Consider the following 24,235-nt stretch of genomic DNA (forward strand, 5'->3'; position numbering starts at 1 on the left):
CGATACTGAAGCTAGATCAACTACAAGGAGGAAGAAATGGACGTAGCAGCACGCGCAGTAAACCTGGTGAAGACCTATGGATCCGAGCCAAATCTTGTCACCGCACTGGACAATGTAAATGTTGGCTTCAACAAGGGCGAGTTCACCGCGATCATGGGTCCTTCGGGGTCCGGCAAATCCACCCTCATGCACTGCATGGCAGGCCTCGACGCGATGACCAGTGGTCAGGCGCTCATCGGCGAAACGGACTTGGCCACGCTGAAAGACAAAGCGCTCACAGAGCTCAGACGCGACAGGCTCGGGTTCGTCTTCCAGTACTTCAATCTGGTTCCGACGCTGACCGCGGAAGAGAACATCGTGTTGCCACTGAGTATTGCGGGCAAGAGCGTCGATAAGGCGTGGTTTGATGAGGTCACCGGGCGACTGGGTCTCACGCCGCGCCTCGGACACCGCCCCGCCGAGCTTTCGGGTGGCCAACAGCAGCGCGTCGCCATTGCCCGCGCCCTGATCAGCCGACCTGATCTGATTTTCGGTGACGAACCGACCGGCAACCTGGATTCGAATGCGTCGAAGGAAGTACTCGACATCCTGCGCACTGCGGTCGATGAGATGGGGCAGACGGTGGTGATCGTGACGCACGACGCCAAGGCCGCGTCCTACGCCGATCGCGTCATCTTCCTCGCTGACGGCGCGCTCGTCCGCGAGCTGCTTGATCCGACCACAGAAGAAATTCTGCAGGTCATGGGCGAAATGGAGCAGTAGCCATGAAAAACGCCATGAGAACTATCTCGCTGCGCAACCTCGCGGCGCACAAGCTCCGACTGGGCCTGACACTGCTGGCCGTGGTGCTGGGCACTGCGTTCATCGCGGGCTCCAACATGCTTTCGGCAAGCATGTCTAACAGTTTTACTGAAATCACGAAGTCTTCCTACGGGTCCATTGACCTGCAGGCTAAACAAAAGGATCAGCTCTCGGCGGGCATTGCGTTGTCGCTGGTAGAAGAACTGCGCAACATGCCGGGCGTCGCTGCCGTGGACGTGGAATCCGGGAACCCAACTGTTGTTGTCGCAGGTCCGGACAAGAAGCCACTGCAGACCGGTGGCGCTCCTTCCATCGCCCTACCGCAGCACGAAAGTGGCAAGACGGTTGGTGATACCGCGCGACTGAAGGAGGGCTCCTACCCAACGCAGCCAGGACAAGCAGCGCTCAACACCACCGCGGCGGAAAAGGCTGGCGCCAAGATCGGCGACACCATCACTGTGGTCACCTCCGTGGGGCGCGAAACTTACCAGCTCTCGGGAATCTACGACACCGATATCGCCGTCGGCGGCTTCGTTGGCGTGGTCATCCCAGAGGCCGACTACCTAAAGTTCTTTACCGACGGCGAGCACGTGTCCGCAGTCTCCATCGATGCCTCCGGCGACGCCGCTACCTTGCAAAAGAACCTGGAAGCGAAGTACCCGGATCTGAAGTTCCAAACCGGCACCCAGCTCGCCGACGAACAGAACAAGCAGATCAAGGAGTCGCTGGCCTTCATGAACTACTTCCTGTGGGCCTTCGCCGCGATCGCCCTGCTGGTCGGCTCGTTCATCATCTCCAACACCTTCTCCATGATCATCGCCCAGCGCCTGCGCGAGTTCGCACTGCTGCGCAGCCTCGGCGCCTCCCGTTCCCAGATCACTACCTCCGTGGTGTTCGAGGCGATCGTGGTTGGCATCATCGGCTCCGTCCTCGGCATTTTCGCAGGCATGGGCATCACCCGCGCGATCTACGCAGTGATGGACGCACAGGGCCTGGGTATGCCGGATGCGGGCTTGGCACTGGATACCGCGTCAATTGTGGCTCCGTTAGCTGTAGGCATCCTGGTCACCGTGTTCTCCGCGTGGGCACCAGCCCGGCGCGCGGGTCGCGTTCACCCAGTTCAGGCAATGCGTTCCGGCGATCAGTCCTCTTCGAACTCGCTGAAATGGCGCACCATTGTTGGAGGCGTGCTGTTGTTCCTGGGTGCGGGTCTGGCCGCTTTCGCTGGCCTCAACGAGGACCTGGGCGATGCCAAGACTCGTGCCATCACCGTCGGCGTGGGCGCATTCGCCCTGGTGCTGGGACTGTGGCTCGCGGGCCCTGCGCTATCGATTCCATTCGTGGGCTCCATCGGCCGAGTGGTGGGCGTGCCTTTTGGAAACGTCGGCAAGCTTGCTGCAACCAACTCGCGTCGCAACCCGCGCCGCACCTCCGCCACGGCTTTCGCGCTCATGCTCGGCCTAATGATGGTCTCCGCGATCGGCATGATGGGCGCCACCATGCGCACCAACGTCGATGACCTCGTCGACTCCACCATCACCGTCGACTACATGCTCCGCACGCCGCAGGGGTCGGGCATGTCGGTGCCGCTCGACGTGGTCGATCGCGTCAAGCTTATCGACGGCGTAGACACCGCCACCCCGATCTACCTTGCGCCTGTTACGGTCGGTAAACCGGCGGAAAACCCGATGATGGCCGACTTCTTCGGCGCGATCGACGGCGATGTGGCCCGCACGATGAAGATCGAGATGATCTCCGGCAGCTCTGACCTGACCGGCAGGGAAGGCATCTTGCTGGACGAAAACTCGGCCCGCGCCAATGGGGTCAGCACCGGCGACAGCGTGCAGATCTACTCCTTGACCGGCGAGTCGGTGACCGTCCCGGTGGTGGGCATCTTCAAGGTGAATATGGGCATCGGCACGGGCGTTGTCTCCACCACAAGTACGTCCAAGATCGTTCCGATGAAACAACTCCAGCTGCTCAACGTGATGGTTGAGGCTAAGGACGGAGCTTCCCTGAGCCAGCTGCGTACCGACCTGGAAAACGCGGTTGCGGAGGACCTCGTGGTGAACGTCCTCGACCGCGAAGACGTCAAGGGCATGGCAGGCAAGCAGATCTCCATGATGCTCAACATCCTCTACGCGCTGCTCGCGCTGTCCGTGATCATCGCGGTGCTGGGCATCATGAACACGCTGGCGCTGTCGGTGTCTGAGCGCCGCCAGGAGATCGGCATGCTGCGCGCCGTGGGTATGCAGCGGGGTCAGGTATCCCGGATGATTCACCTGGAAGCCATCGTGATCGCGCTCTACGGCGCGGTGGTTGGCTCGCTGGTGGGCCTGGGCCTGGGCTGGGCATTCATTAAGTGCCTCTCTGACCTGGGCCTGAGCTCGATCGCAGTGCCGTGGATCCAGGTAGGCGTGGTGGTGCTCGCCGCTGGCCTCGTCGGACTGATCGCAGCGCTCATGCCAGCCCGGTCCGCGGCCAGGACGAAGCCGCTGGAGGCTATTGCTGAATAGCTTCCAGAGAAACCTTTCCCCGCGGACCTGATAGCTCCGCGGGGAAATTTCCGTTACAGCTCGGCCACCATCGCTGCCATTTCCTTCGACACCGGATGCGATTTCTGGGTAGCCAGCGAACCAATGATCATCGCCAGCGTGGAGGCCACGAGGCCTGCAACCATCGGGTCTGCGAGTGTGAGCTCAGAAAGCCCGGAAACCTTCCAGCAAACAGAAACAACGGTTCCCGTAATCATCGAGGCAATGGCACCAACCTTATTTGCGCGAGTCCACCACACGGCGCACACGTAGGCCGGGGCGAAGGCGGAGCCCAGGATCGTGGTGGCGAAGATGACCAGGGTGAACACCGCTGGTGGTTGCCAGAGCGCCAGCGCCACGCCCCCGGCGGCGAAGAGAATGACCATCAGGCGGGCGTCGATACGCAGAAAATCGCGGGCGGCGATGGTCGAGACCTGCAACAACAGGGCGTCGGCGGTGGACATAATCGCGGCCATGACGGCCGACATGACGATGCCCACGGCGAACGGTGGCAGGACCGCTTCCGCGACGGCGAAGATCGCCTTTTCGGGGTCCGCGATGCCGGGGACTATAAGAATCGACATCACGCCGATCAGGTACGGTGCCGGGATGAAGAGGATGTTAAACAGCAGCGAATAGACACCGGCTTTGCGGGAGACGCTGGGATTTTTCATCGCCATGTGGGAGACCACCACGTGCGGCCAGCCGAGATAGCCGATGGAGAAGACGAACAACGCGCCCAGGATCAGGCCCCACTGGCCGTGAAACTGCTGGTCGGCACCCCACATAGTAAGCAGGTTCGGGTTGATTTCCCCGACAGCCTGGTTGCCCGCGGTCAGTCCCCCGACCGCCTGGATCGTGGCGATCAGGATCCACACCATGCCGATCAGCATGATGATGGCCTGTACAAAGTCTGTGTACGCCACCGCAAGATAGCCGCCGAGGAAGGTGTAGGCGACGATCACGCCGACGGCCACGAGCAGCGCCGTCTGATAGGACCAGCCCGTCACCGACGCCAGGCCCGAGCCACCCGCGATGAACTGCGACAACACGTAAAGGAACAGCGCGCCAAGCGCGATCGGGGCAGCGATGAGGCGCACCCACTTCGATTCGTAGCGGTCACCCAGGTACTCAATCGCGCTGATCGAGCCGAGTTTCTGAGACAGCGTCCGCATGCGCCGCCCCAGCACCGAGAGGTTGAGGATGCCGCCGCCGAGGTCGCCGAGCGCGTACCACATGCCGAAATAGCCCTGCGTGTGCCCGAGCGAGCCCGCGCCGAGGAACATGTATCCGGACATGGACGTTGACTGCAGCTTCAGCGCCGTCACCGCCGGGCCAATCCTGCGGCCGCCCAGCAGGTAATCCTCGTCAGTGTTTTGCGGGAGCCGGGCCGTCCACAGGCCGATTCCAACCATGGCGAGGAAGTACACAACCAGGACTACGAGTGCGATATTCACTGCTCCTCCGGCCAATCTTTGCTCTTGAACCAGAAGGCAACGGTATAGATGACCCAGCCCACGGGGATGACCGCGAGGATCAGGAAAGTTTCGATGGGCAAACCGAACATGGGGAAAGAGTACCGGGTCCCAAGCGTCGCTACCGAACTAGACCAGGGCCAGCACCACCCCAAAGCTTGCAATTGTATTGCCACACATGTGAGCCAGTACTGGGGGCCACAAACTGCCATGCCATAGGCGCATCCAAGCGAGAAATACCCCCATCACGAATAGGAATGGGAATACGGGGACCGCGAGATGGATCGCCATGAAAATCGCAGCGGATAGAACTACTACCCACACTGGGCGTACGAGCTTACCGAGTTCGTGCATGAGAACGCCACGAAACACAATTTCTTCCAGGATTGGCCCGATAACAGTAAAGCTCAGCAACCCGAGCGCAAGGGCCCATGCGGGAACCAAACCGGTGGCCGCAGCTGATTCCAGCGAGGAGTCTTGTGGCTGCGCACCCGGATCCAAGGACGTGCTCACCAGCATTTGAACAGTTGAGGCGGTGAAAAGTGCACAGGGAATCTGCCAAAGGAGATGCCAAAGGCTGCGCTTGCTTTTGCCAACTCCTAGTTCACCCCAGGTCGGGCCCTTTCTCTTGATGTGGCGGACGACCGCCACTAGTCCAAGCGACAAGGCTAAGAAAACGACGACAAAAAGCAGCGACATTCTGAAGCTTTTGTCTGGGTGAGCGATTTTCACCCAGACCAGCAACATCAGTAGGGGCCCGAAAACAAGCCCGACAAAAAGCCCGAAAATCTCTAACGTAAAGCGCATTCCTTAAGCATAAGAATTCTTAACGCCGATGTACTGCAGCGAGGTGTACTCCTCAATACCCTCGGCAGCGCCCTCGCGCCCCATACCGGAATGCTTCACACCACCGAATGGGGCGGCTGCATTGGAGATGACGCCAGAGTTGTAGCCCATCAGGCCGAACTCGAGGCCGTCGGACATGCGCCACATGCGGTCGGACGAAGACGTGAAGACGTAGGAGGCCAGGCCGAATTCGGTATCGTTGGCCAGCTCCAGCGCCTCCTCCTCCGTGTCGAATGCGAAGATCGGGGCCACAGGGCCAAAGATTTCCTCGCGGAAGACGCGGGCGTCGGTTGGGGCGCCGACGATGACGGTCGGCTCGTAGAAGTAGCCAGGCCCGTCAACCCGCTTGCCGCCAACGAGGACGCGGCCCCCGCGGGCGACGGCGTCGTCGACAAGCTCGGCGATGTTGTCCACGGCAGCTTGTTCGACCAGAGGGCCGCAGGTGACGCCTTCGTCGAGGCCGTTGCCGACCTTCAGCTTGCTGATAGCCTCAGCGAACTTGGCGGAGAACTCGTCGATGACGGACTCGTGGACCAGGAAGCGGTTGGCGGCGGTGCAGGCCTCGCCGATGTTGCGCATTTTCGCGCCCATGGCCCCCTGGACTGCGGCGTCGATGTCAGCGTCCTCGAAGACGATGAAAGGCGCGTTGCCACCGAGCTCCATGGAGGTGCGCAGCACGTTTCCGGCGGCTGCTTCGAGAAGCTTCTGGCCGACCGGGGTGGAGCCGGTGAAGGAGACCTTGCGCAGGCGCTTATCCGCCATCAGCGGGTTGGAGATCGCCGAAGCCGACTTGCCAGACACCACGTTAAGGACGCCTGCAGGCAGGCCGGCGTCGATCATGGTCTGGGCGAAGTACTGAGCGGTCAACGGCGTGAGGCGCGCGGACTTGAGCACCATGGTGCAGCCAGCGGCGACCGCCGGGGCGACCTTGCGGGTGGCCATGGCCAGTGGGAAGTTCCATGGGGTGATGAGCAGGCACGGTCCGACAGGCTTGCGTCGGGTGAGCATCGGGAAGTCGGCTTCCGGCGCATTTGCGACGCGACCGTCCAGACGAACGGCCTCCTCGGCGAACCAGCGCAGGTACTCAGCGCCGTACTTTACTTCACCATGAGCCTCGGCCAGTGGCTTGCCCATTTCCATGGTCATGAGGGTGGCGAAGTCATCGGCGCGTTCGATGACGAGCTCGAAAGCGCGGCGCAAGATCTCAGAACGCTCGCGGGCTGGGGTGCGGGCCCAGTCCTTTTGGACGGCACACGCAGCGTCCAATGCCTTCATCGCGTCCTCGGAACCAGCGGAACGCAAAGTGGCAATGACGTCGCCCGTTGCCGGGTTTTCCACATCATAGGTCTCGCCCGTGGTTGCATCCACCCACTCACCATTAATGAGCAGGCCAGTGGGGACTTTTGCTAGCAGATCTTTCATTTCTTGAACCTTTCCACCAGCGCGTCGCTGGATTTGACCAACAATTGCACGTCCGCGCCGACGGCGATGAAATCAACGCCAGCATCCAGATAAGCGCGAGCCTGCGTCTCGTCAAAAGCATTCACACCGACAAGCTTCCCAGCAGCCTTCGCCGCCGCGATCGACTTGTGGACACCGTCGAGCACCTCGGGGTGGCTTTGCTGCCCAAGGTACCCCATCGACGCCGCAAGATCAGCCGGCCCAATGAAGATCGCATCGACGCCATCGACCGCCACGATCTCCTCCACCGCGGCAACCGCAGCGACGCTTTCGATCTGGACGATGCAGGTCACGGTCTCGGAGGCGTTAGCCAGGTACCCAGGTACCCGATTCCACCGAGACGATCGCGCCAGAGCAGAACCGACGCCGCGCACGCCGCGTGGCGGGTAGTGCATCGCCTTGACGGCAGCTTCAGCTTCTTCGGCAGAGTCCACCATGGGGACCATCAAGTTTTGAACGCCCAGGTCAAGGTACTGCTTGATGAGCGCAGTGTCGTTCACTGGCACGCGGACGACAGGGGCCACATCGTAGCCCTGAACCGCGCGCAGAAGTGAGGAAATCGACTCGAGTCCGATAGGCGAATGCTCGCCGTCGATAAGCAGCCAGTCCGCGCCGGAACCAGCCATGATCTCGGCGGCGGCCGGGGAGCCGGAGCAGACCCACAATCCGACCTTGGGCTCACCGCCCAAGGAAGAGCCAAACGGAAGACCTAGTTGAATCGGCACGTGATCGCTCCTAGCTGGCCATAGTCGGCATGAACCGTGTCGCCCGGGTGGACCCACATCGGCTTAGTGAAGGACCCGGCCAGGATGATCTCTCCGGCCTTGAGGGAATCACCGTGGGCAGCGAGCTTGTTTGCCAGCCACGCGACGCCCATTGCTGGATGGTTGAGGACAGCAGCTGCGACCCCGGTGTCCTCAATCGTTTCATTGCGGTAGAGCAGCGCGGAGACCCAGCGCAGATCGACATCGGATGGCGCGACCGGGTTGCCGCCGTAGACCATGCCACCCATCGCCGCATTATCGGAGATGGTGTCCACGATCGTGCGGTCCTCCATCTCAATGCGGGAGGAAAGGATCTCCAGGGCAGGGACCACATATTCGGTAGCGCGCAGCACATCGAAAATCGTGCAATTCGGACCGCTCAGGTCCTCCTTCAGCACGAAAGCCAGCTCGACCTCGATACGCACGTTGGAAAACCGCGCGTGCTCGATGACGGAACCGTTCTCGAAGACCATGTCGTCGAAAATGGCGCCATAATCCGGCTCGGTGATGCCAGTGGCTTCCTGCATCACCTTCGAGGTCAAGCCGATCTTGCGTCCGACCAGGCGGCGACCAGCATCGATCCCGCGTTTTTTCCACTCGTTTTGGACGGCGTAGGAGTCCTCCACCGTCATCTCCGGGTACTGAGCGGTCAGCCGTGGGATCATCGTCCGGTCGGCTTCGGCGCGGGCAAGGTCGTCCGCAATTTTTGAAATCTGCGCGCTATCCAGCATGTTTAGTCCCTTTTAAGAGTTAGAGCTGGTGGCCCAGCTTGAACTCGCCCTTCTTCCACTCTGGCATCTCTTCGGTGTCGTCCTTGCGAGTGTAGGAGAAGCCGTCGGCGCCAATGGTCTCTTCCAGCTCGGAGGCGTCGGTCCGCTCCACGAGTGGGACGAGGTTGCCGTCGAGGTCAAGGACGCGGGAGGCGTCGGTGTACCAGGATGGGACGACCGGGGTGCCCCACCAGTCGCGACGCTGGTTGTCGTGAACGTCCCAGGTGACCTTTGGGTTGTCTGGGTCGCCGGTCCAGTAGTCCTGGGTGTAGACCTCGATGCGGTGGCCGTCCGGATCGCGCAGGTAGAGGTAGAAAGCGTTGGATACGCCGTGGCGTCCTGGGCCGCGTTCGATGTGGTCGGACAGGCGCAGCGCGCCGAGCTTGTCGCAGATGGCGAGGATGTTGTGCTTCTCGTGCGTTGCAAAGGCGATGTGGTGCATGCGTGGGCCGTCGCCGCCGGTCATGGCGGTGTCGTGCACGGTTGGCTTACGACGCATCCACGCAGCGTAGGTGGTGCCTTCCTCGTCCTGAATGTCCTCGGTGACGCGGAAGCCGAGGTCCTCCATGTACGCCACGGCCTTAGGCACGTCCGGGGTGACCTGGTTGAAGTGATCCAGGCGCACCAGCTGACCTGGGCAGTTCAGGTGGTAGTGCCAAGCAAGACGCTCGACGTGATCGACCTCGTAGAAGAACTCGTAGGGGAAGCCCAGCGGATCCTCGACGCGCACGGAATCGCCGATACCCTTAACAAAGCCCTCCGCGCGACGCTCGACGCGACAGCCGAGCTCCTTGTAGAACGCCTCTGCCTTATCGACGTCCTCCGGCGTCCGCACGCGGTAGGAAAATGCAGCGACCGCTGCTTCCGGGCCCTGGCGCAGCACCAGGTTGTGATGGATGAATTCCTCGGAAGTGCGCAGGTAGATCGCCTGATCGTCTTCCTCAGTAACGGTGAGGCCGAGCACGTCCACGTAGAACTCGCGGGAGACCTTCAGGTCAGTGACGACGAGCTCCATGTAGGCGCAGCGGATGATATCTGGGGCTGAAACGTTCATTGTTGGGTTCCTTTATATGAGGGGCTTGCCGACGGACGGTCGTCGACAAGCCCGGTGCTAACTAATTAGTCCTGCTTGCCGAACACTGGGTTGTGAACCTTGCCCAGGTTGATGTGGACGGCCTGCTGGTCGGTGTAGAAGTCAATGGAGCGGTAGCCGCCCTCGTGTCCGAGGCCAGATGCCTTGACGCCGCCGAATGGGGTGCGCAGGTCGCGAACGTTGTTCGAGTTCAGCCAGACCATGCCCGCTTCGATGTTCTGCGCGAAGTTGTGGGCGCGCTTGAGGTCGGAGGTCCAGACGTAGGCAGCCAGGCCGTACTTGGTGTTGTTGGCCAGCTCGAGGGCTTCTTCCTCTGTGTCGAATGGGGTGATGGCGACGACTGGGCCGAAGATCTCTTCCTGGAAGATGCGGGCGGTTGGCGGGACGTCAACGAAGACGGTTGGCTGGACAAAGTTGCCCTCTGGGAAGCCTTCTGGACGGCCGCCACCAGCAACAAGGCGACCCTCGGACTTGCCGAGCTCCACGTAGGACATGACCTTTTCAAAGTGCTCTGGGTGAACCAGCGCGCCAACCTCGGTCTTTGGATCGGATGGCAGGCCAACCTTCACGCGCTTCGCCTGAGCTGCGTACTTCTCCACGAACACGTCGTAGATACCGCGCTGGACCAGGATGCGGGAACCGGCGGTGCAGCGCTCGCCGTTGAGGGAGAACACGCCGAAGATGCAGGCGTTGACGGCTTCTTCCAGGTCCGCGTCTTCGAAGACGATGGCTGGGGACTTGCCGCCAAGCTCCATGGACAGGCCCTTGAGGTACGGAGCTGCGTTGCCGAAGATGATCTGGCCGGTGCGGGACTCGCCGGTGAAGGAGATCAGCGGGACGTCTGGGTGCTTGACCAGGGCGTCGCCAGCCGTCTCGCCGAAGCCGTTGACCAGGTTGAACACGCCTTCTGGCAGGCCAGCTTCCTCGAAAATGCCCGCCCACAGGGATGCGGACAGCGGGGTGAACTCGGCAGGCTTGAGCACAACGCAGTTACCGGTCGCGATCGCTGGGGCGAGCTTCCAGGACTCGAGCATGAACGGGGTGTTCCATGGGGTAATGAGGCCTGCGACGCCGATTGGCTTGCGGTTGACGTAGTTGACCTGGCGGCCCGGAACCTTGAAGGTGTCATCGGACTGCGCGACGATCAGGTCTGCGAAGAAGCGGAAGTTCTCTGCGGCGCGACGCGCCTGGCCAAGAGCCTGGGTGATTGGGAGGCCGGAGTCGTAGGACTCCATCTCGGCGAGGATCTGCTCGCGGGATTCTACGATGTCCGCGATCTTGTGCAGCACGCGGGAGCGCTCGCGCGGCAGCATCTTCGGCCACGGGCCTTCCTTAAAAGCCTTGGTAGCTGCAGCAACAGCGGCGTCGATGTCTTCCTTCTTGCCGGACGCGCACTGGATGTAAGCCTCGTTGGTCACCGGGTTGAGGACGTCAAAGGTCTCGCCGTCGATGGAGTCAACGAACTGACCACCGATGTAGTGCTGGATCTTCTCTGGCAGGTGAGCTGGCTTGGTCATGATTTTTCCTTCTGTTTTTGTAAGTACTTGTCTACGGTCCGGAGCCGGTGCCGGCGGGCGAGCTTTTCGACGTATTCCGCGTCGGCACCAATCTCGATGATTTTCAACAACTTGGTGTGTTCTGCCACCGACTCCGCTGCCCGTTCAGGCACGAAGGCGAAGGTGGATTCCCGCAGGTAATCCAGGCGGTCCCACTCCGAGTTGATGAGCTCCACCAAATGCTTGTTGGGGCACGCAGCATACAGAGCGTTGTGGAATTTTCGATTGAGAACAGTGAACTGTTTCGGATCCAGTTCCTGCAGGTAGGCCTGCATCTTTTCATTCAGTTCTCGAGCCTTGGCCAGCTGGCCTGGGCTAAGGTAAGGCGCCGCGAGGGCGGTGGCGTTGCCCTCCAGGATGCCGAGCGTGTGCATGCAATCCACGTAGGCGCTGCGGTCTGCCATAGCCACCCGGGCTCCCACATTCCGTTCGAAGTCCACCAGGCTTTCGGCCTCTAGCTGGCGAATCGATTCGCGAATGGGGACCACGGACATCTCCAGTTCCTTGGCCAGTTCTGCCAGGACGAGTCGGTGTCCCGGCGCGTACTGGCCACTGAGGATGCGGCCACGGATGTGCTCGTAGGCGCGTTCGGTCTTGGAAAGTTCTCTATTCATGGTTGCTATTGTCCACCCGCGCCTGGCATTGGGTTGTCCTTCAGCCAGGCTTCGAACTCCTCCTTCCACTTGCCGACCGGTGGGAAGAGGCCGTCCACCGGGTGGCCTTCAGCTACGCGGGCGGCCACCCATTCGTCCTCGTATTCCTTCTTCAGAGCAGCCTCCGCTACCTCTTCCGCCAGGTCACGAGGGATGACGATGACGCCGTCGTCGTCGCCGACGATGATGTCGCCCGGGATGACGGTGGCGTTGCCGCAGCCGATGGCCACGTCCATCTCCCACGGCACGTGCTTGCGACCAAGCACTGCTGGGTGCGCGATCTGCCCGAAGACCGGAAGGCCGATCTCCTGGACGGCCGCGTAGTCGCGGATACCACCATCGGTGACCACGCCGGCGGCGCCGAGGTGCTTGGCGCGCAGCGCGAGGACGTCGCCGAGCGTGCCGGAGCCGGATTCGCTGCGCGCCTCGATGACCAGCACCTCGCCAGGCTTGACGGAATCAAAGGCCTGCTTCTGTGCGTTGAAGCCACCACCATACTTCTTGAACAGGTCTTCGCGACCAGGCAGGAATCGCAGCGTCTTGGCCACACCCACCATTTTGGTGCCCGGGGTCTGCGGGTGAACACCCTCGATGACCACCTGGTTCAGGCCGCGGCCCCGCAGCTGCGCAGACAGACCTGCAGTTGGGGCGGCCATGAGCTTGGCGCGCAGCTCATCGGAGAGCGCGTTCGGATCCTCCGGAAGACCAGCCTCGGCGCGGGAGCCCCAGGCCTCTTCGCGCTGCTTGTCATCGATGTTCGGCAGCATGCCCAGCTCCGGATCAAAATTGCCCTCACCAGTGACAACCTTGGTGGCGAGCTTGCCAGAGGTGATGTCAGTACCCGGGACATCGACCTCGATTTCAATCAGGTCGCCCGGCTTCACCACAGTGGAACCGGCCGGGGTGCCAGTCAAGATGATGTCGCCCTCATGCAAAGTCATGTGCTGCGACAGGTCAGCCACGAACTGAGCCAGCGGGAAGATCAGGTCCTCGTCGGAAGTGCCGCCTTCCTGCTTCAGCTCACCATTGACCCAGGTGCGAACGCGCAGGCCCTTCGGATCGACGCTGCGCGCGTCGATAAGCTCCGGCCCGAGCGGGGTGTAGCCGTCACGGCTCTTGGAACGGGTGTTGGAGCCCTTGTCCTGTGCACGGTAGTCGTAAATGCCGAGGTCGTTGGAGGCGGTGACGTAGGCGACGCGGTCCCACGCCTGCTCGAGAGACACACGGCTAGTTTCACGACCAATGATGAGCGCGATCTCGCCCTCGAAGGCCATGAGCTCGCACCCCTCAGGCAGGACGGCATCGCTTCCCGACGCGCTGAGCGAGCTAGTCGCCTTCATGAAATATGACGGCTGCTTCGGGCGACGACCGCGCTGCGCTGCACGAGACTCGAAGGCCACATGCACAGCGATAATCTTGCCCGGTTTTACCGGCAGAGTGGGGGTAGTGATCATGATTTTTCCTCTGGTTCGACAGGGGGAGTTCTTGACTCGTTGCCCAAATCGTATATGATCCCTAGCAACCGCGCAAGTAACGTGGGTCACTAAATTTTTTACCTGTACCACCCATCACAGGGCTAGTTGTTTTAGGTCACTTTTTGAAAGCTAGGGGATCGCATGTCTTCATCTACCGCAGTTATGGAGCCAGCAGGCGTCGATAATGCGACGTCAGCTCGGGAGCAGCGACGGGTCGCAGCAGCTACGATCGTCGGCACCGCTATTGAGTGGTACGACTTCTTCCTGTACGCCTCCGCGGCAGGACTCGTATTTAAGAAATTGATGTTTGGGCCGATGGGGCCGGGTGCTGCCACCATCGTTTCCTTCCTCACCGTGGGACTGAGCTTCCTGTTCCGTCCGCTCGGCGCCTTTCTGGCAGGCCACTTCGGCGACAAGGTCGGCCGCCGCAAGATCCTGATGATTACCTTGATCGCGATGGGCGCGGCCACCACCCTGATCGGCGTGCTGCCAACCTATGCCACGATCGGTATCGCTTCCCCAATTTTGCTCGTTTGCTTGCGCATTATCCAGGGCATTTCCGCCGGTGGTGAATGGGGCGGCGCGGTCCTGATGGCAGTGGAGCACGCACCGGATCATCGCCGCGGACTCTATGGCGCATTCCCACAGATCGGCGTGCCACTTGGCCTGCTGATGGCGTCCGGCATGCTGACGATTATGTCCAAGGTTGCCCCAGGGGACGCCTTCATGGAGTGGGGTTGGCGCGTGCCGTTCCTGCTCAGCTTTGTGCTGATCCTGGTTGGTTTTGTGATTCGCCATGGTGTGGAAGAATCCCCCGTGTTCGCAGAAATCGCCGAGCGCGCCGAGACAGTGCACCAGCCGATCGGCAAGCTTCTTAAGGAGCACCCACTGCTCGTGTGCGTTGCGGCTCTCATTTTCGCTGGCAACAATGCCGTGGGCTACATGACCACCGGTGGCTACATCCAGAACTACTCCACCGACCCTTCCGGCCCAGTAGGCCTGCAGCGCGGCGACGTTCTGCTTGCCGTTACCGTTTCCGCAGCTACCTGGATGGTTTTCACCCTGATCGCCGGCTGGATGTCCGATTTTGCAGGACGTCGCAACACCTACATCCTCGGATTCATCTTGCAATTTGCCGGCGTGCTTGCCCTGTTTCCGCTGGTTAATACCGGGTCACTAACCAACCTATACATCGCGCTGATCTTCCTCACCGTCGGACTCGGCCTCACCTATGGCCAGCAATCGGCGCTGTACACCGAGCTTTTCCCGGCTTCGATCCGCTTCTCCGGCGTGTCCATTTCCTACGCCATCGGAGCAATCGTGGGTGGCGCTTTCGCGCCAACAATTGCGGCCTACCTGGTACAAACCACCGGAACGACCACGTCAGTGACCTGGTACCTGGGCGCCATGACCGTCATCGGCCTGATCTCCGTGTTGGGACTGAAGGATCGCCGCGGCATCCCACTTGGCCCTGATCACGAGGCAGAACAGGCAGTGAGCCCACTGGTCGGATTCAAGCGCGTCTAAAGCAACTTGTGACGCCCGCTACACAAATCCCGCACGATGATATACGATTCTTGATATCGTGTGAGATACAGAACACAAAATTAGCTGTTTGAGCCCAGGAGCACATTCCATGCATTTCCACCACAACGGATACGTTTCCGAAGACCCACGCACCCTCCCTGCCGCTGGCCTGGGGGTGGACCGGCCAACTGAGCTGCCCGACACCATGGACGTGCTCATCGTCGGCACCGGCCCTGCCGGCATGATCGCAGCCGCGCAGCTGTCGATGTTCCCGAACGTGCACACCCGGATCATCGATCGTCGCCCGCACCGCCTCGAGATCGGCCAGGCCGACGGCATCCAGGCCCGAAGCGTCGAAACGTTCCAGGCTTTCGGTTTCGCAAGCGAGATCATCGACGAGGCCTACCGCATCACGGAAATGTGCTTCTGGAATCCAAACCCAGACAACCCTGCGGAGATCATCCGCACTGGTCGCGCGCTCGATGACGAGCACGGCATCTCCGAGTTTCCGCACCTGATCGTGAACCAGGCCCGCGTCCTCGACCACTTCGCCACCTTCATGAAGCGCTCCCCATCCCGCATGGAGCCGGACTACGGTTGGGAGTTCACCGGCCTCACCATTGCAGAAGAGGGCGAGTACCCGGTAGCTGTTTCCCTGGTAGGCACCGGCCCTCACGAAGGCATCGAGCGCACCGTACACGCCAAGTACGTCATCGGCTGTGACGGCGCCCGCTCCAAGGTCCGCAAGTCCATCGGCCGCAAGCTGGCCGGCGATGCCGCCAACCACGCATGGGGCGTGATGGACGTGCTGGCCAACACCGACTTCCCGGATATCCGCACCAAGTGCGCCATTCAATCCAAGCAGGGCTCCATCCTGCTCATCCCACGCGAGGGCGGCCACCTGTTCCGCATGTACGTTGATCTCGGCGTAGTGCCGGAAGGCGATAACGGCAAGATCCGCGAGACCACAATTGAGCAGATCATCGACAAGGCGAACGCCATCATGGCGCCGTACCACGTGGATGTGCGCCACGTGGCCTGGCACTCTGTGTACGAGGTCGGCCACCGCGTCACCAACCACTTCGACGACTGCTCCGACACCGACGGCTCCCCACGCGTCTTCATCTGCGGCGATGCCTGCCACACCCACTCCGCCAAGGCCGGCCAGGGCATGAACGTCTCCATGCAGGACGGATTCAACATCGCCTGGAAGCTCGGCGCCGTCGTCTCCGGCATCTCCCCTGCATCCCTGCTCTCCACCTACTCCGCGGAGCGCCAGGTCGTGGCACAGAACCTGATCGACTTCGACAAGGAATGGTCCACCCTCATGGCCAAGCCTGCCGAAGAGTTCGAAGACCCTAAGTTCCTGGAGGACTTCTACGTCAAGACCGCCGAATTCCCCGCCGGCTTCATGACCGAGTACGAAGACTCCCTCATCACACACGGCGCCTCTCAGCAGGACCTGGCCACCGGCTTCCCACTCGGCAAGCGCTTCCGCTCTGCCATCGTCGGCCGAGTCTCCGACGGCAACCCAATCCACCTCGGCCACCAGCACAAGGCCGACGGTCGCTGGCGCATCTACGTCTTCGGCTCCGGCGCAAACGAATGGGGAAACTGGTGGATGACCAGCGAGAACTCCCCGCAGCGCCACACCCCTGCGGGCGACACGGACGCGCTTTTCGACGTGCGTTGCATCCTCCCCGCCTCCACTGACGACATCTCCATCCCGTCCGTTTCGGCGGCCTTCAAGCCGGTAGTTGGCGAGTACGACCTGGAATACTGGGAGAAGATCTACGGAATCACCCCTGACTCCGACATCTTTGCCGAGCGCGGCATCGCCCCTTCGGGAGCAGTCGTCGTGGTTCGCCCTGACCAGTACGTCGCTGGCATCTTCTCCCTCGAAGACACCGACGGCCTGGCGAACTTCCTGAACCCGATCTTTGAGGTGTAGTTTTTCGGGTTAGTTGCAACATATGTGCCCGATCGGGGTGCCCTCGATCGGACACTTTTGCGTCAATTTGACGGTGCCTTTTCTGCGAAACTGCGAGGTTACTTGTGCGAGGATCCCTTGATACCAGTAGTTTTCACTAACGATCACCTGCGACCCGCAGAACCACAAAGGGCCGGTATCAAACGATGTGCGGCGGTGGAGTCATCTCTTTTCGATTGTTCGTAACAAGTTGGTCGTAAAACCCACCTTTTCAGCTTCGACTGGGCCGGTCATCCTTAGTTTTACGACCAACCTGATTCCGGAACGATCACCTGCAACTCGCCGGCCCCAAAGGGTAAGGATGCAAGCGCCACCTCGACCGGAATAATTCCGCTATCAGCGTCTCCCACGTGTCGGATGTCGAATTCACGGTCACCATGCCACGTCTCCAAAGCATCGCGTTCACAGGCTTAGAACTATGCCAAACGCAGAACTTGACCAGTAAAAAGGCCACCCCTGGGATCGTTCAATTCCACGGGTGGCCTTTAACGGCGGGAGACTAGAAGTCCCAAGCCTTCAGCAATGCATCAGTTTCCTCAGCCGTGGTGGCCGTGATACGGATTCCTTCTGGGAATGCACGCACCAGCACGCCGCGTTCGGCCAGGACAGCTGCGATGTCTGCAGGGGCGCCAGGCAGGGTTGCTGCTGGCATCCACACGAAGTTCGCTTCGGAAGACATCGCTCCCAATTCGGAAGAAATACGCGCACGTTCAACAACGGTCTGAGAGATACGCTCGTCAAGCTCATCCCGGGCCCGCAGGGAAGCGACAGCACCGGCCTGTGCAACAGCGCTGACGGAGAACGGAATCGCGACCTTATTCAGGGCTTCGATGATGTTAGCTGCGCCAAAGCAGTAGCCCACGCGCACGCCCGCCAGGCTGAAAGCCTTGGAGAAGGTGCGCAAGCCAACGACGTTCGGGTGAGAGGCCAGGAAGTCGGTGGCAACCGGGGTGTCGGTGGCCTTGTTGTATTCGAAGTACGCTTCGTCGAGGGCAACGATGACGTCGGATGGCACCTTGGCCAGGAATTCCTGGAATTCCGCGGTGGTCACGGTGGTGCCGGTTGGGTTGTTCGGGTTGCAGACGAACACCAGGCGGGTGCGCTCGGTGATCGCCTCGCCCATGGCAACCAGGTCAACGGCTTCGTCCTTGAGCGGAACTGCAACTGGGGTTGCGCCCACTACCTGAGCGAACAGTGGGTAGGCCTCGAAGGAGCGCCATGGGAAGACGATCTCGTCACCCGCGGTGCAGGTGATTTGGACCAGCTGCTGGCACAGTGCGGAGGAACCGGTACCCACAGCAACCTGATCAATGGAAAGGCCCAGGTGGTTAGCCAACTCGGTGCGCAGCTCAATGGCACCCATGTCTGGGTAGCGGTTCGCCTCGGCGGAGACGGACTGCATCGCCTTCACTGCGGACGCGAGTGGTGGCTGAGTCGTCTCGTTGGAGGACAACTTCACAGCGCCCTCCTGGCGTTTGCCAGGGACATACTTTGGAAGCGCAGACAGATCTGCACGAATCACGAGGTGCTCCTTCTTAAGGGTTGCGTGGGCCGCGTGGGCCGTAGTCGAAATCGGCGGTCAGCGGGCCGAAGGCCTGCAGGCCGCGCGGTGCGTCGAATGGATCCAAGTGTACTTCGAGGAACGCGCCGGTATCGGAACTCGCGATCGCGGTCAGGGCGTCGTGAAGCTCGCCCTCGGTGCGCGCCTGGTAGGACTTCATGGTCGTGTCGCGCTTGAACACCTTCGGCAGGTCGGCGTAGGACCAGTCGGCGATGTCGTTGTACTCATCTTCCATGCCGAGGATGAAACGTTCGATGGTGTAGCCCTTGTTGTTGACCAGCACAATCAGTGGCTTGAGGTCCTCGCGAAGGATGGTGGAGAGCTCCTGCGCGGTGAGCTGGAAGGAACCGTCGCCGATGAACAAGACGTGACGGCGCTCCGGCTCAGCCAGCATGGATCCGAGCAGCGCTGGGAGGGTGAAGCCGATCGAGCCCCAGATTGGGGAGTTGATGTACTTCACGCCCTCCGGCATGCGCAGCGGACCAAGGCCGATGTTGGACGTGCCTGCTTCGGCGATCACGACGTCGCCTTTCTGCAGGTGGCTGACCATCTGTGGCCACATGCGGGCCTGCGTCAAAGCCGCAGCCTTATCGACGACAAAATCCTCGATCCCAGGTGCCTCGCCATCAAACTTTCCGGCCGGGATGCGCTCAACCAGGATGTCGAGGAGTTCGAGGGTGTTGATGCCCACGAAGTACTCGCCAGCCACGGAGGCGTGCTGGTCGCCGAAGTTCACGATGTGCTCTTCCGGCAGGTCATGGGTGTAGGAACCCGAGTTGACCTCGATAAAGCGCGGGTTGGTGGTGATCAGGAAGTCCGAATTCTCGATGCGGTCCTGCACGCCAGGCGCAGATGCGGCGCCGTTGTAGGTGCCGATGAACTGCGGGTGGCGCTCGGAAAGCAGCGCCTTACCGGAGGTGAGCTGGGAGAACGGCAAGCCAGCCTTCTCAATGATCGTCTTCAGTTGTTCAGTGAAGCCGTGGCGGTCGGTGTCTTGGTCGATCAAGACGATGGGGTCCTTGGCCGTAGCAAGGCGTTCCAGGACCGCGGTTGCTGCGGCTTCGAGGCGCTCCGGATCGGAGGTAGCGAGCTTGGTGGAGAATTCGGTGTCCGGGACCTCGATCATCAGGTGGGTGATGTCGGATGGGATCTGGACGTGGACCGGACGCTTTTCACGCAGGCAGGTGTGCAGAGCGCGATCGAATTCTTCCACGACATTCATCGGGGTGACTCGGCAAGAGATCGTGGTGAATGGTGCGATGGCCTCGAGCATGTTGGTGTAGTCGCCGTCGGCAAGCGAGTGGTGCATGGCCCACTTGAACTCGGTGGCATACAGCGGCGGCGCACCCGCGATGGAGACCACAGGGACGTGCTCGGCGCGGGCGCCGGCGATGCCGTTAAGTGCGGAGAGTTCGCCCACGCCGTAAGTGGTGAGCAGGGCGCCAATGCCGCGCTGGCGCGCGTAACCGTCGGCGGCGTAGGCGGCGTTGAGCTCGTTGCAGGCGCCGACGAAGCGGATGCCGTCGAAGTCGCGGATCTGCTCGAGGAAGCTCAGGTTGAAGTCGCCTGGGACGCCAATAATTTCGGTGATGCCGACTGCCTTGAGGCGACTGAGGATGAAATCACCAACGGTGATCTGCATGAATTAGGCCTTTCCTTGGTTTTTGTCGTGAATAATCTTGCCTTGCCAAATGACCCCGAGGACGAGAATCCAGATCGGCAGCGCGATGGCGCCCGTGCGGTAATCCGGGAGGATTGCCATGAGGACATAGATCATCGCGAAGAAAGCGATGCACAGGATGTTCGCAATCGGGAACAGCGGCGCCTTGTATGCAGCGTGCGGATTGAGCTTTCGGAACTTCAGGTGCGCCAGGCAGATGGAGGTCCAAGAGATCAGTTCCGCACCCACAATAACTGCAATGAAGACGATCAGCAGCTTGCCCTCAAACAGGTAGTTGAGCAGCACGGCAGTGCCCATAAGCGCCGAGTTGAACAGCAGCGCGCGCAGAGGCACGCCCTTGGCTGTGGTCTTGGCAAAGAACGGTGGGGCTTGGTCGCCGATGGACAGGTCGCGAAGCATGCGGGTGCCCGAGAACGTCATGGTATTGAACACAGAAAGGGCTGCGATCAGGACAATCAGGTTCAGGCCGGTTGCGGCTCCTGAGACGCCGATCGTGGTCAGCGCGCGGACGAATGGTGAGGTGGCGGTGTCCAACTGATTCCATGGGGCGAGCAGGACAATGATGCCCATGCCGCCGATGTAGAACACCAAAATACGCCAGATCACGGAGTTGATTGCCTTCGGCAGAGTTTCCTCTGGGTCCTGGGTTTCGCCAGCAGCGGTGCCGATGGACTCGATGCCGCCAAACGCGAAGATCACAGCTACCAGGGAGAACAGGACACCAGTGAAGCCCATTGGGAAAAAGCCACCGTGCTCGGTGATGTTCTTGATACCCAGTGCTGGTTCCGGGGTAAGTCCCAACACAATGGCGACGCCGACCACGATCATCAGAATGAGGGCCGCGACCTTGATGAAGGACAGCCAGAACTCGGCCTCAGCAAACGCACCAACGTGAACCAGGTTGATCGCGGTGACGATCAGCAGGGTCACCAGCGCAGTGATCCAGTGTGGCAGGTCAGGGAACCAAAAGTCCATGATTGTGCCGGCTGCGGTGAGCTCGAGCATGCCCACGGTGATGGTGGTGAACCACCAGTTCCAGCCGGTGATGAAGCCTGCGCGCGGGCCGATGTATTCGCGGGCATAGGTGGAAAAGGAACCGGACACTGGGTGTGCCACGGCCATTTCGCCGAGCATGCGCATCACCAGGTAGATGATGAAGCCGCCGATGGCGAAGGCCAGCAACACGGCAGGTCCGGCCTGCTGGATCGATGCGCCGGAGCCGAGGAACAGGCCGGTGCCGATCGCGGATCCGAAGGAGATCATTTGCAGGTGGCGGGACTTCATCCCGCGGTGGAGACCATCTTCCTGTAATTCGACGGCAGGTGCAGTGGTAGTCATAGGCGATGCCCCCTTAACCGTTGATGATGTGCGGGTAGGCCAAGCCCTTGAGGCCTTCGGTGCCGAATTCGACGCCGTAGCCGGAGGACTTGATGCCGCCGAATGGGACGCGCGGATCGACGGCGCCGTGGGCGTTAATCCAGGTGGTGCCAGCTTCCAGCTTTGTGGCGACCTCGAGGGCACGTTCACGGTTGGAAGACCATACGGAAGAGCCAAGTCCCACGTCGAGGGAGTTGGCCTGCTCGATCGCCCAGTCGAGGTCGGTGTACTTGATGATCGGCAGCGCCGGGCCGAACTGCTCCTCGGTAACCAATGGATTCTGCGGATCGATGTCGGCCACGAGCGTTGCAGGGTAGAAGTAGCCAGGAGCGTCGTAGTCAGGGTTCGCGCCAGTCAGCACCCGTGCACCGGACTCCACAGCCTTCTTCACCAGGCCATCGACGATGTCGAACTGCTGCTTGTTCTGCAGCGGTCCAAGCACATTGTCCTCCTCGGTGCCCACGCCCATCGGGGAAGCGGCGACGACCTGCAGCAGGGCCTCGCATACGGCGTCGTACAGGGATTCTGGGACGTAGAGACGCTTCATGGCAGCGCAGGTCTGGCCGGTGTTGATGAAGGCGCCCCAGAAGAGGTCGCCCGCGATAGCGGCCGCATCGGCGTCGTCAAGCACGATGCCTGCGTCGTTGCCGCCGAGCTCCAGGGTGAGGCGGGTGAGGTTGTCGCCGGATGCCTGAGCAATCTTCTTGCCGGTGGCGGTGGAGCCGGTGAACATGAGCTTGTCGACGCCCTGGTGCGCAGTCAGTGCAGCGCCGATCTCGCCGGCGCCGGTGACGGTCTGGAGGATGTCAGTTGGCAGCACCTCGTTCAGTACCTTGATCAGTGCGAGGACGGACAGTGGCGTGTATTCAGAAGGCTTGACCACAACAGCGTTGCCCATGCGCAGAGCGGGAGCGATCTGCCAGATGGTGATCATCATTGGCCAGTTCCATGGGCCGATGGCGCCCACGACGCCGAGCGGACGGTAGGTGACGGTGGCCTTGACGTCCGCGTCGACGGCGACGTAGTCAGGGGATTCAAAGGAGGCGGTAGCGCGGAGCCAACCGACGCAGGCCCCGACTTCGAAGCGGGCGTTCGGGCCGTTGAGTGGCTTACCCTGCTCGCGGGTGAGCAGTTGGGCGAGGTCTTCTGCGTGTGCTTCCACGGCATCCGCACACTTCATGAGGAGTTCGCAGCGTTCTTGGTCACTGAGCTTAGCGAAGTCCTTCTGCGCTCCCTTCGCCCGTTCAATGGCAGCATTGACGTCTTCCACAGTGTTTTCCGGGCAGACACCGAGCAATTCACCGGTTGCCGGGTTGTGGATCTCACGGCCACTGTCAGCCGTGATGCCTGCCAGCAAAGACTCGTATGACATGGAATCCTCCTTCATAAACTTTGGGGTTTCATCCATGTTGCCCACATCACATTGTGAATTCTTGACTCCGAGTGCATGCAACTTGATTATGAATGTGCCGTGGGTCACTTTATGATGGTCTCTATGACTCTGCAGCACTATGACCTTGCCGGCTGGCGCACCGCGGTCAATGAGCACTTCGGGCGCATCGAGATCAGCGCTCCTGCAGATTTCAGCGCTTCCATGTCTGTGGCACGCCTTGGCGACGTTTCCCTGATGGACATGAGCACCACCGCCCACACAGTCACTCGTTCCGCCTCCGACGCGGACCCATTCTGCAAGCTCAGCCTGCAGTTGGAGGGAACATCCACGATGACGCAAGATGGCCGAACCTGCGTACTGGAACCCGGCGACTTAGCACTCTATGTCACCCAGCGACCATATTCACTCGCCTACGACAGTCCGCAGCGAACACTGGTGGTGTATTTGCCCTTAAGCTTCCTGTCCTTTACCCCGGCTCAGATCTCGGCGCTAACCGCTTCCCCCATCACACGGCACAGCGGTCTTGGCAGGGTTGCCATTCCGATGTTCGAGCAGCTAGCCGCCAACATCAATCTCCTCGACGGCGCGCACGCAGAAGCTCTCGTACGTTCAGCGATCAACATGTTGATTTCGGTATTTTCCTCCGAATACGCCTCCGAGCTTGCCGACGGCAGCGGCCCGCTACTCTTTCAGCAGGCTAAGTCCTATATTGAAGACAATCTTTCGCATCCCGATCTTTCGCCCGCCACCATCGCTGCCGCGCTGTATGTGAGTGTGCGGCATTTGCATGCCCAGTTTGCCTCTCAAGGGCTGACCGTTTCGGCGTATGTGCGGGATCGACGCCTTGAACGCATCAGGGCGGACCTGGCGAATCCGGCGTTGTCATCGCGTTCCATTACCTCTGTGTGTGCTGACTATGGCATTAACGATGCTTCCTATTTCTCCCGCATATTTAAGAACCAATACGGTCATTCGCCGCGGGAATTCCGGAAGTTGCACGCATGACAAAACCCCACATCCGAAAGGATGCGGGGTTTAAATTTGTGGAGCATAGGAGAATCGAACTCCTGACCTTCTGCTTGCAAAGCAGATGCTCTACCAATTGAGCTAATGCCCCTTGAAGAGGACCAATTTCTTGGCCCTCTTCAAAGTTTATAAAGTTTTTGGTCGGCGGTGTCCTACTCTCCCACACCCTCCCAGGTGCAGTACCATCGGCGCAGTAAGGCTTAGCTTCCGGGTTCGGAATGGGACCGGGCGTTTCCCTTACGCTATCAACCA

Annotated in this window: 18 protein-coding genes, 1 tRNA gene and 1 rRNA gene; 5 read left to right on the forward strand and 15 right to left on the reverse strand. The window is 60.8% G+C overall.

The genetic code is table 11. The features are described from left to right. Positions 1 to 36 precede the first annotated feature (36 nt). Together WG939_RS06090 and WG939_RS06095 are read left to right on the forward strand one after the other, a co-directional pair. Positions 37 to 762, forward strand: a complete 726-nt coding sequence (locus WG939_RS06090) for an ABC transporter ATP-binding protein (RefSeq protein ID WP_339983689.1) — start codon at positions 37 to 39, stop codon at positions 760 to 762. A gap of 2 nt (positions 763 to 764) precedes the next feature. After that, entirely contained in the window at positions 765 to 3,317 is a 2,553-nt protein-coding gene (locus WG939_RS06095; protein ID WP_339983691.1) for an ABC transporter permease, read from the forward strand. A gap of 53 nt (positions 3,318 to 3,370) precedes the next feature. Here WG939_RS06095 and WG939_RS06100 read toward each other — a convergent pair whose 3' ends face one another. From WG939_RS06100 to WG939_RS06140, 9 genes are all read right to left on the reverse strand, one after another. Beyond that, positions 3,371 to 4,792: a sodium/proline symporter gene (locus WG939_RS06100; RefSeq protein WP_339983693.1), complete on the reverse strand. Its 1,422-nt coding sequence runs from the start codon at positions 4,790 to 4,792 to the stop codon at positions 3,371 to 3,373. 147 nt (positions 4,793 to 4,939) lie between these two features. After that, the gene (locus WG939_RS06105) at positions 4,940 to 5,329 is read right to left on the reverse strand and encodes a CPBP family intramembrane glutamic endopeptidase (protein WP_339983695.1); all 390 of its coding nucleotides are present in this window, start codon (positions 5,327 to 5,329) and stop codon (positions 4,940 to 4,942) included. Between the two features lie 291 nt (positions 5,330 to 5,620). Further along, positions 5,621 to 7,078, reverse strand: a complete 1,458-nt coding sequence (locus tag WG939_RS06110; RefSeq protein WP_339983697.1) for an NAD-dependent succinate-semialdehyde dehydrogenase — start codon at positions 7,076 to 7,078, stop codon at positions 5,621 to 5,623. Then, the gene (locus WG939_RS06115) at positions 7,075 to 7,842 is read right to left on the reverse strand and encodes an HpcH/HpaI aldolase family protein (protein WP_339983699.1); all 768 of its coding nucleotides are present in this window, start codon (positions 7,840 to 7,842) and stop codon (positions 7,075 to 7,077) included. Before WG939_RS06115 ends, WG939_RS06110 begins: the two co-directional genes overlap by 4 nt. Then, positions 7,827 to 8,612: a 2-oxo-hept-4-ene-1,7-dioate hydratase gene (hpaH, locus tag WG939_RS06120; RefSeq protein WP_339983701.1), complete on the reverse strand. Its 786-nt coding sequence runs from the start codon at positions 8,610 to 8,612 to the stop codon at positions 7,827 to 7,829. Before hpaH ends, WG939_RS06115 begins: the two co-directional genes overlap by 16 nt. A 19-nt stretch (positions 8,613 to 8,631) precedes the next feature. After that, the gene (hpaD, locus tag WG939_RS06125) at positions 8,632 to 9,705 is read right to left on the reverse strand and encodes a 3,4-dihydroxyphenylacetate 2,3-dioxygenase (RefSeq protein ID WP_339983703.1); all 1,074 of its coding nucleotides are present in this window, start codon (positions 9,703 to 9,705) and stop codon (positions 8,632 to 8,634) included. A gap of 65 nt (positions 9,706 to 9,770) precedes the next feature. Then, positions 9,771 to 11,261 (reverse strand): 5-carboxymethyl-2-hydroxymuconate semialdehyde dehydrogenase, encoded by a 1,491-nt coding sequence (gene hpaE / locus WG939_RS06130; protein WP_339983705.1) that lies wholly within the window; start codon positions 11,259 to 11,261, stop codon positions 9,771 to 9,773. Further along, positions 11,258 to 11,914, reverse strand: coding sequence for a GntR family transcriptional regulator (locus WG939_RS06135; protein WP_339983707.1), 657 nt, complete (start codon positions 11,912 to 11,914; stop codon positions 11,258 to 11,260). Before WG939_RS06135 ends, hpaE begins: the two co-directional genes overlap by 4 nt. A gap of 5 nt (positions 11,915 to 11,919) precedes the next feature. Then, positions 11,920 to 13,407: a fumarylacetoacetate hydrolase family protein gene (locus WG939_RS06140; RefSeq protein WP_339983709.1), complete on the reverse strand. Its 1,488-nt coding sequence runs from the start codon at positions 13,405 to 13,407 to the stop codon at positions 11,920 to 11,922. Between the two features lie 183 nt (positions 13,408 to 13,590). Here WG939_RS06140 and WG939_RS06145 point away from each other — a divergent pair, with 183 nt between their 5' ends. Both WG939_RS06145 and WG939_RS06150 read left to right on the forward strand, forming a co-directional pair. Further along, positions 13,591 to 14,955 (forward strand): MFS transporter, encoded by a 1,365-nt coding sequence (locus WG939_RS06145; RefSeq protein WP_445227881.1) that lies wholly within the window; start codon positions 13,591 to 13,593, stop codon positions 14,953 to 14,955. A gap of 109 nt (positions 14,956 to 15,064) precedes the next feature. Further along, entirely contained in the window at positions 15,065 to 16,906 is a 1,842-nt protein-coding gene (locus WG939_RS06150) for an FAD-dependent monooxygenase (protein WP_339983713.1), read from the forward strand. A gap of 538 nt (positions 16,907 to 17,444) precedes the next feature. On the opposite strand, the gene WG939_RS06155 is transcribed toward WG939_RS06150, so the two are convergent. Genes WG939_RS06155 through WG939_RS06170 form a run of 4 tightly spaced genes read right to left on the reverse strand, consistent with a single transcriptional unit; the run spans position 17,445 to position 22,936 of the window. Beyond that, complete coding sequence (locus WG939_RS06155; protein ID WP_339983715.1) at positions 17,445 to 18,467, reverse strand: histidinol-phosphate transaminase; 1,023 nt, start codon at positions 18,465 to 18,467, stop codon at positions 17,445 to 17,447. A gap of 13 nt (positions 18,468 to 18,480) precedes the next feature. Beyond that, positions 18,481 to 20,148 (reverse strand): alpha-keto acid decarboxylase family protein, encoded by a 1,668-nt coding sequence (locus WG939_RS06160; RefSeq protein WP_339983717.1) that lies wholly within the window; start codon positions 20,146 to 20,148, stop codon positions 18,481 to 18,483. A 3-nt stretch (positions 20,149 to 20,151) separates the two neighbouring features. Next, positions 20,152 to 21,525, reverse strand: a complete 1,374-nt coding sequence (locus WG939_RS06165; protein ID WP_339983719.1) for an amino acid permease — start codon at positions 21,523 to 21,525, stop codon at positions 20,152 to 20,154. A gap of 13 nt (positions 21,526 to 21,538) precedes the next feature. After that, entirely contained in the window at positions 21,539 to 22,936 is a 1,398-nt protein-coding gene (locus WG939_RS06170) for an aldehyde dehydrogenase family protein (protein ID WP_339983721.1), read from the reverse strand. 114 nt (positions 22,937 to 23,050) lie between these two features. Between WG939_RS06170 and WG939_RS06175 the strand changes: the two genes are divergently transcribed. After that, on the forward strand, positions 23,051 to 23,962 hold the full coding sequence (locus WG939_RS06175; protein ID WP_445227882.1) for an AraC-like ligand-binding domain-containing protein: 912 nt from the start codon (positions 23,051 to 23,053) through the stop codon (positions 23,960 to 23,962). Positions 23,963 to 24,001: 39 nt separating this feature from the next. On the opposite strand, the gene WG939_RS06180 is transcribed toward WG939_RS06175, so the two are convergent. After that, positions 24,002 to 24,074 (reverse strand) — tRNA-Ala (locus WG939_RS06180). A 48-nt stretch (positions 24,075 to 24,122) separates the two neighbouring features. Continuing rightward, positions 24,123 to 24,235, reverse strand: a 5S ribosomal RNA gene (gene rrf, locus WG939_RS06185); the annotation flags it as partial.

The sequence above is a fragment of the Corynebacterium sp. H130 genome, from assembly GCF_037572395.1.
Classification (GTDB): domain Bacteria; phylum Actinomycetota; class Actinomycetes; order Mycobacteriales; family Mycobacteriaceae; genus Corynebacterium.

What these genes read in the sequence shown, in the direction of transcription:
- WG939_RS06090 (WP_339983689.1), top strand. Translation starts at nt 37, where the DNA reads ATGGACGTAGCAGCACGCGCAGTAAACCTGGTGAAGACCTATGGATCC.
- WG939_RS06095 (WP_339983691.1), top strand. Translation starts at nt 765, where the DNA reads ATGAAAAACGCCATGAGAACTATCTCGCTGCGCAACCTCGCGGCGCAC.
- WG939_RS06105 (WP_339983695.1), bottom strand. Translation starts at nt 5,329, where the DNA reads ATGCTGGTGAGCACGTCCTTGGATCCGGGTGCGCAGCCACAAGACTCC.
- WG939_RS06110 (WP_339983697.1), bottom strand. Translation starts at nt 7,078, where the DNA reads ATGAAAGATCTGCTAGCAAAAGTCCCCACTGGCCTGCTCATTAATGGT.
- hpaH (WP_339983701.1), bottom strand. Translation starts at nt 8,612, where the DNA reads ATGCTGGATAGCGCGCAGATTTCAAAAATTGCGGACGACCTTGCCCGC.
- hpaD (WP_339983703.1), bottom strand. Translation starts at nt 9,705, where the DNA reads ATGAACGTTTCAGCCCCAGATATCATCCGCTGCGCCTACATGGAGCTC.
- hpaE (WP_339983705.1), bottom strand. Translation starts at nt 11,261, where the DNA reads ATGACCAAGCCAGCTCACCTGCCAGAGAAGATCCAGCACTACATCGGT.
- WG939_RS06135 (WP_339983707.1), bottom strand. Translation starts at nt 11,914, where the DNA reads ATGAATAGAGAACTTTCCAAGACCGAACGCGCCTACGAGCACATCCGT.
- WG939_RS06140 (WP_339983709.1), bottom strand. Translation starts at nt 13,407, where the DNA reads ATGATCACTACCCCCACTCTGCCGGTAAAACCGGGCAAGATTATCGCT.
- WG939_RS06145 (WP_445227881.1), top strand. Translation starts at nt 13,591, where the DNA reads ATGGAGCCAGCAGGCGTCGATAATGCGACGTCAGCTCGGGAGCAGCGA.
- WG939_RS06150 (WP_339983713.1), top strand. Translation starts at nt 15,065, where the DNA reads ATGCATTTCCACCACAACGGATACGTTTCCGAAGACCCACGCACCCTC.
- WG939_RS06160 (WP_339983717.1), bottom strand. Translation starts at nt 20,148, where the DNA reads ATGCAGATCACCGTTGGTGATTTCATCCTCAGTCGCCTCAAGGCAGTC.
- WG939_RS06165 (WP_339983719.1), bottom strand. Translation starts at nt 21,525, where the DNA reads ATGACTACCACTGCACCTGCCGTCGAATTACAGGAAGATGGTCTCCAC.
- WG939_RS06170 (WP_339983721.1), bottom strand. Translation starts at nt 22,936, where the DNA reads ATGTCATACGAGTCTTTGCTGGCAGGCATCACGGCTGACAGTGGCCGT.
- WG939_RS06175 (WP_445227882.1), top strand. Translation starts at nt 23,051, where the DNA reads ATGGTCTCTATGACTCTGCAGCACTATGACCTTGCCGGCTGGCGCACC.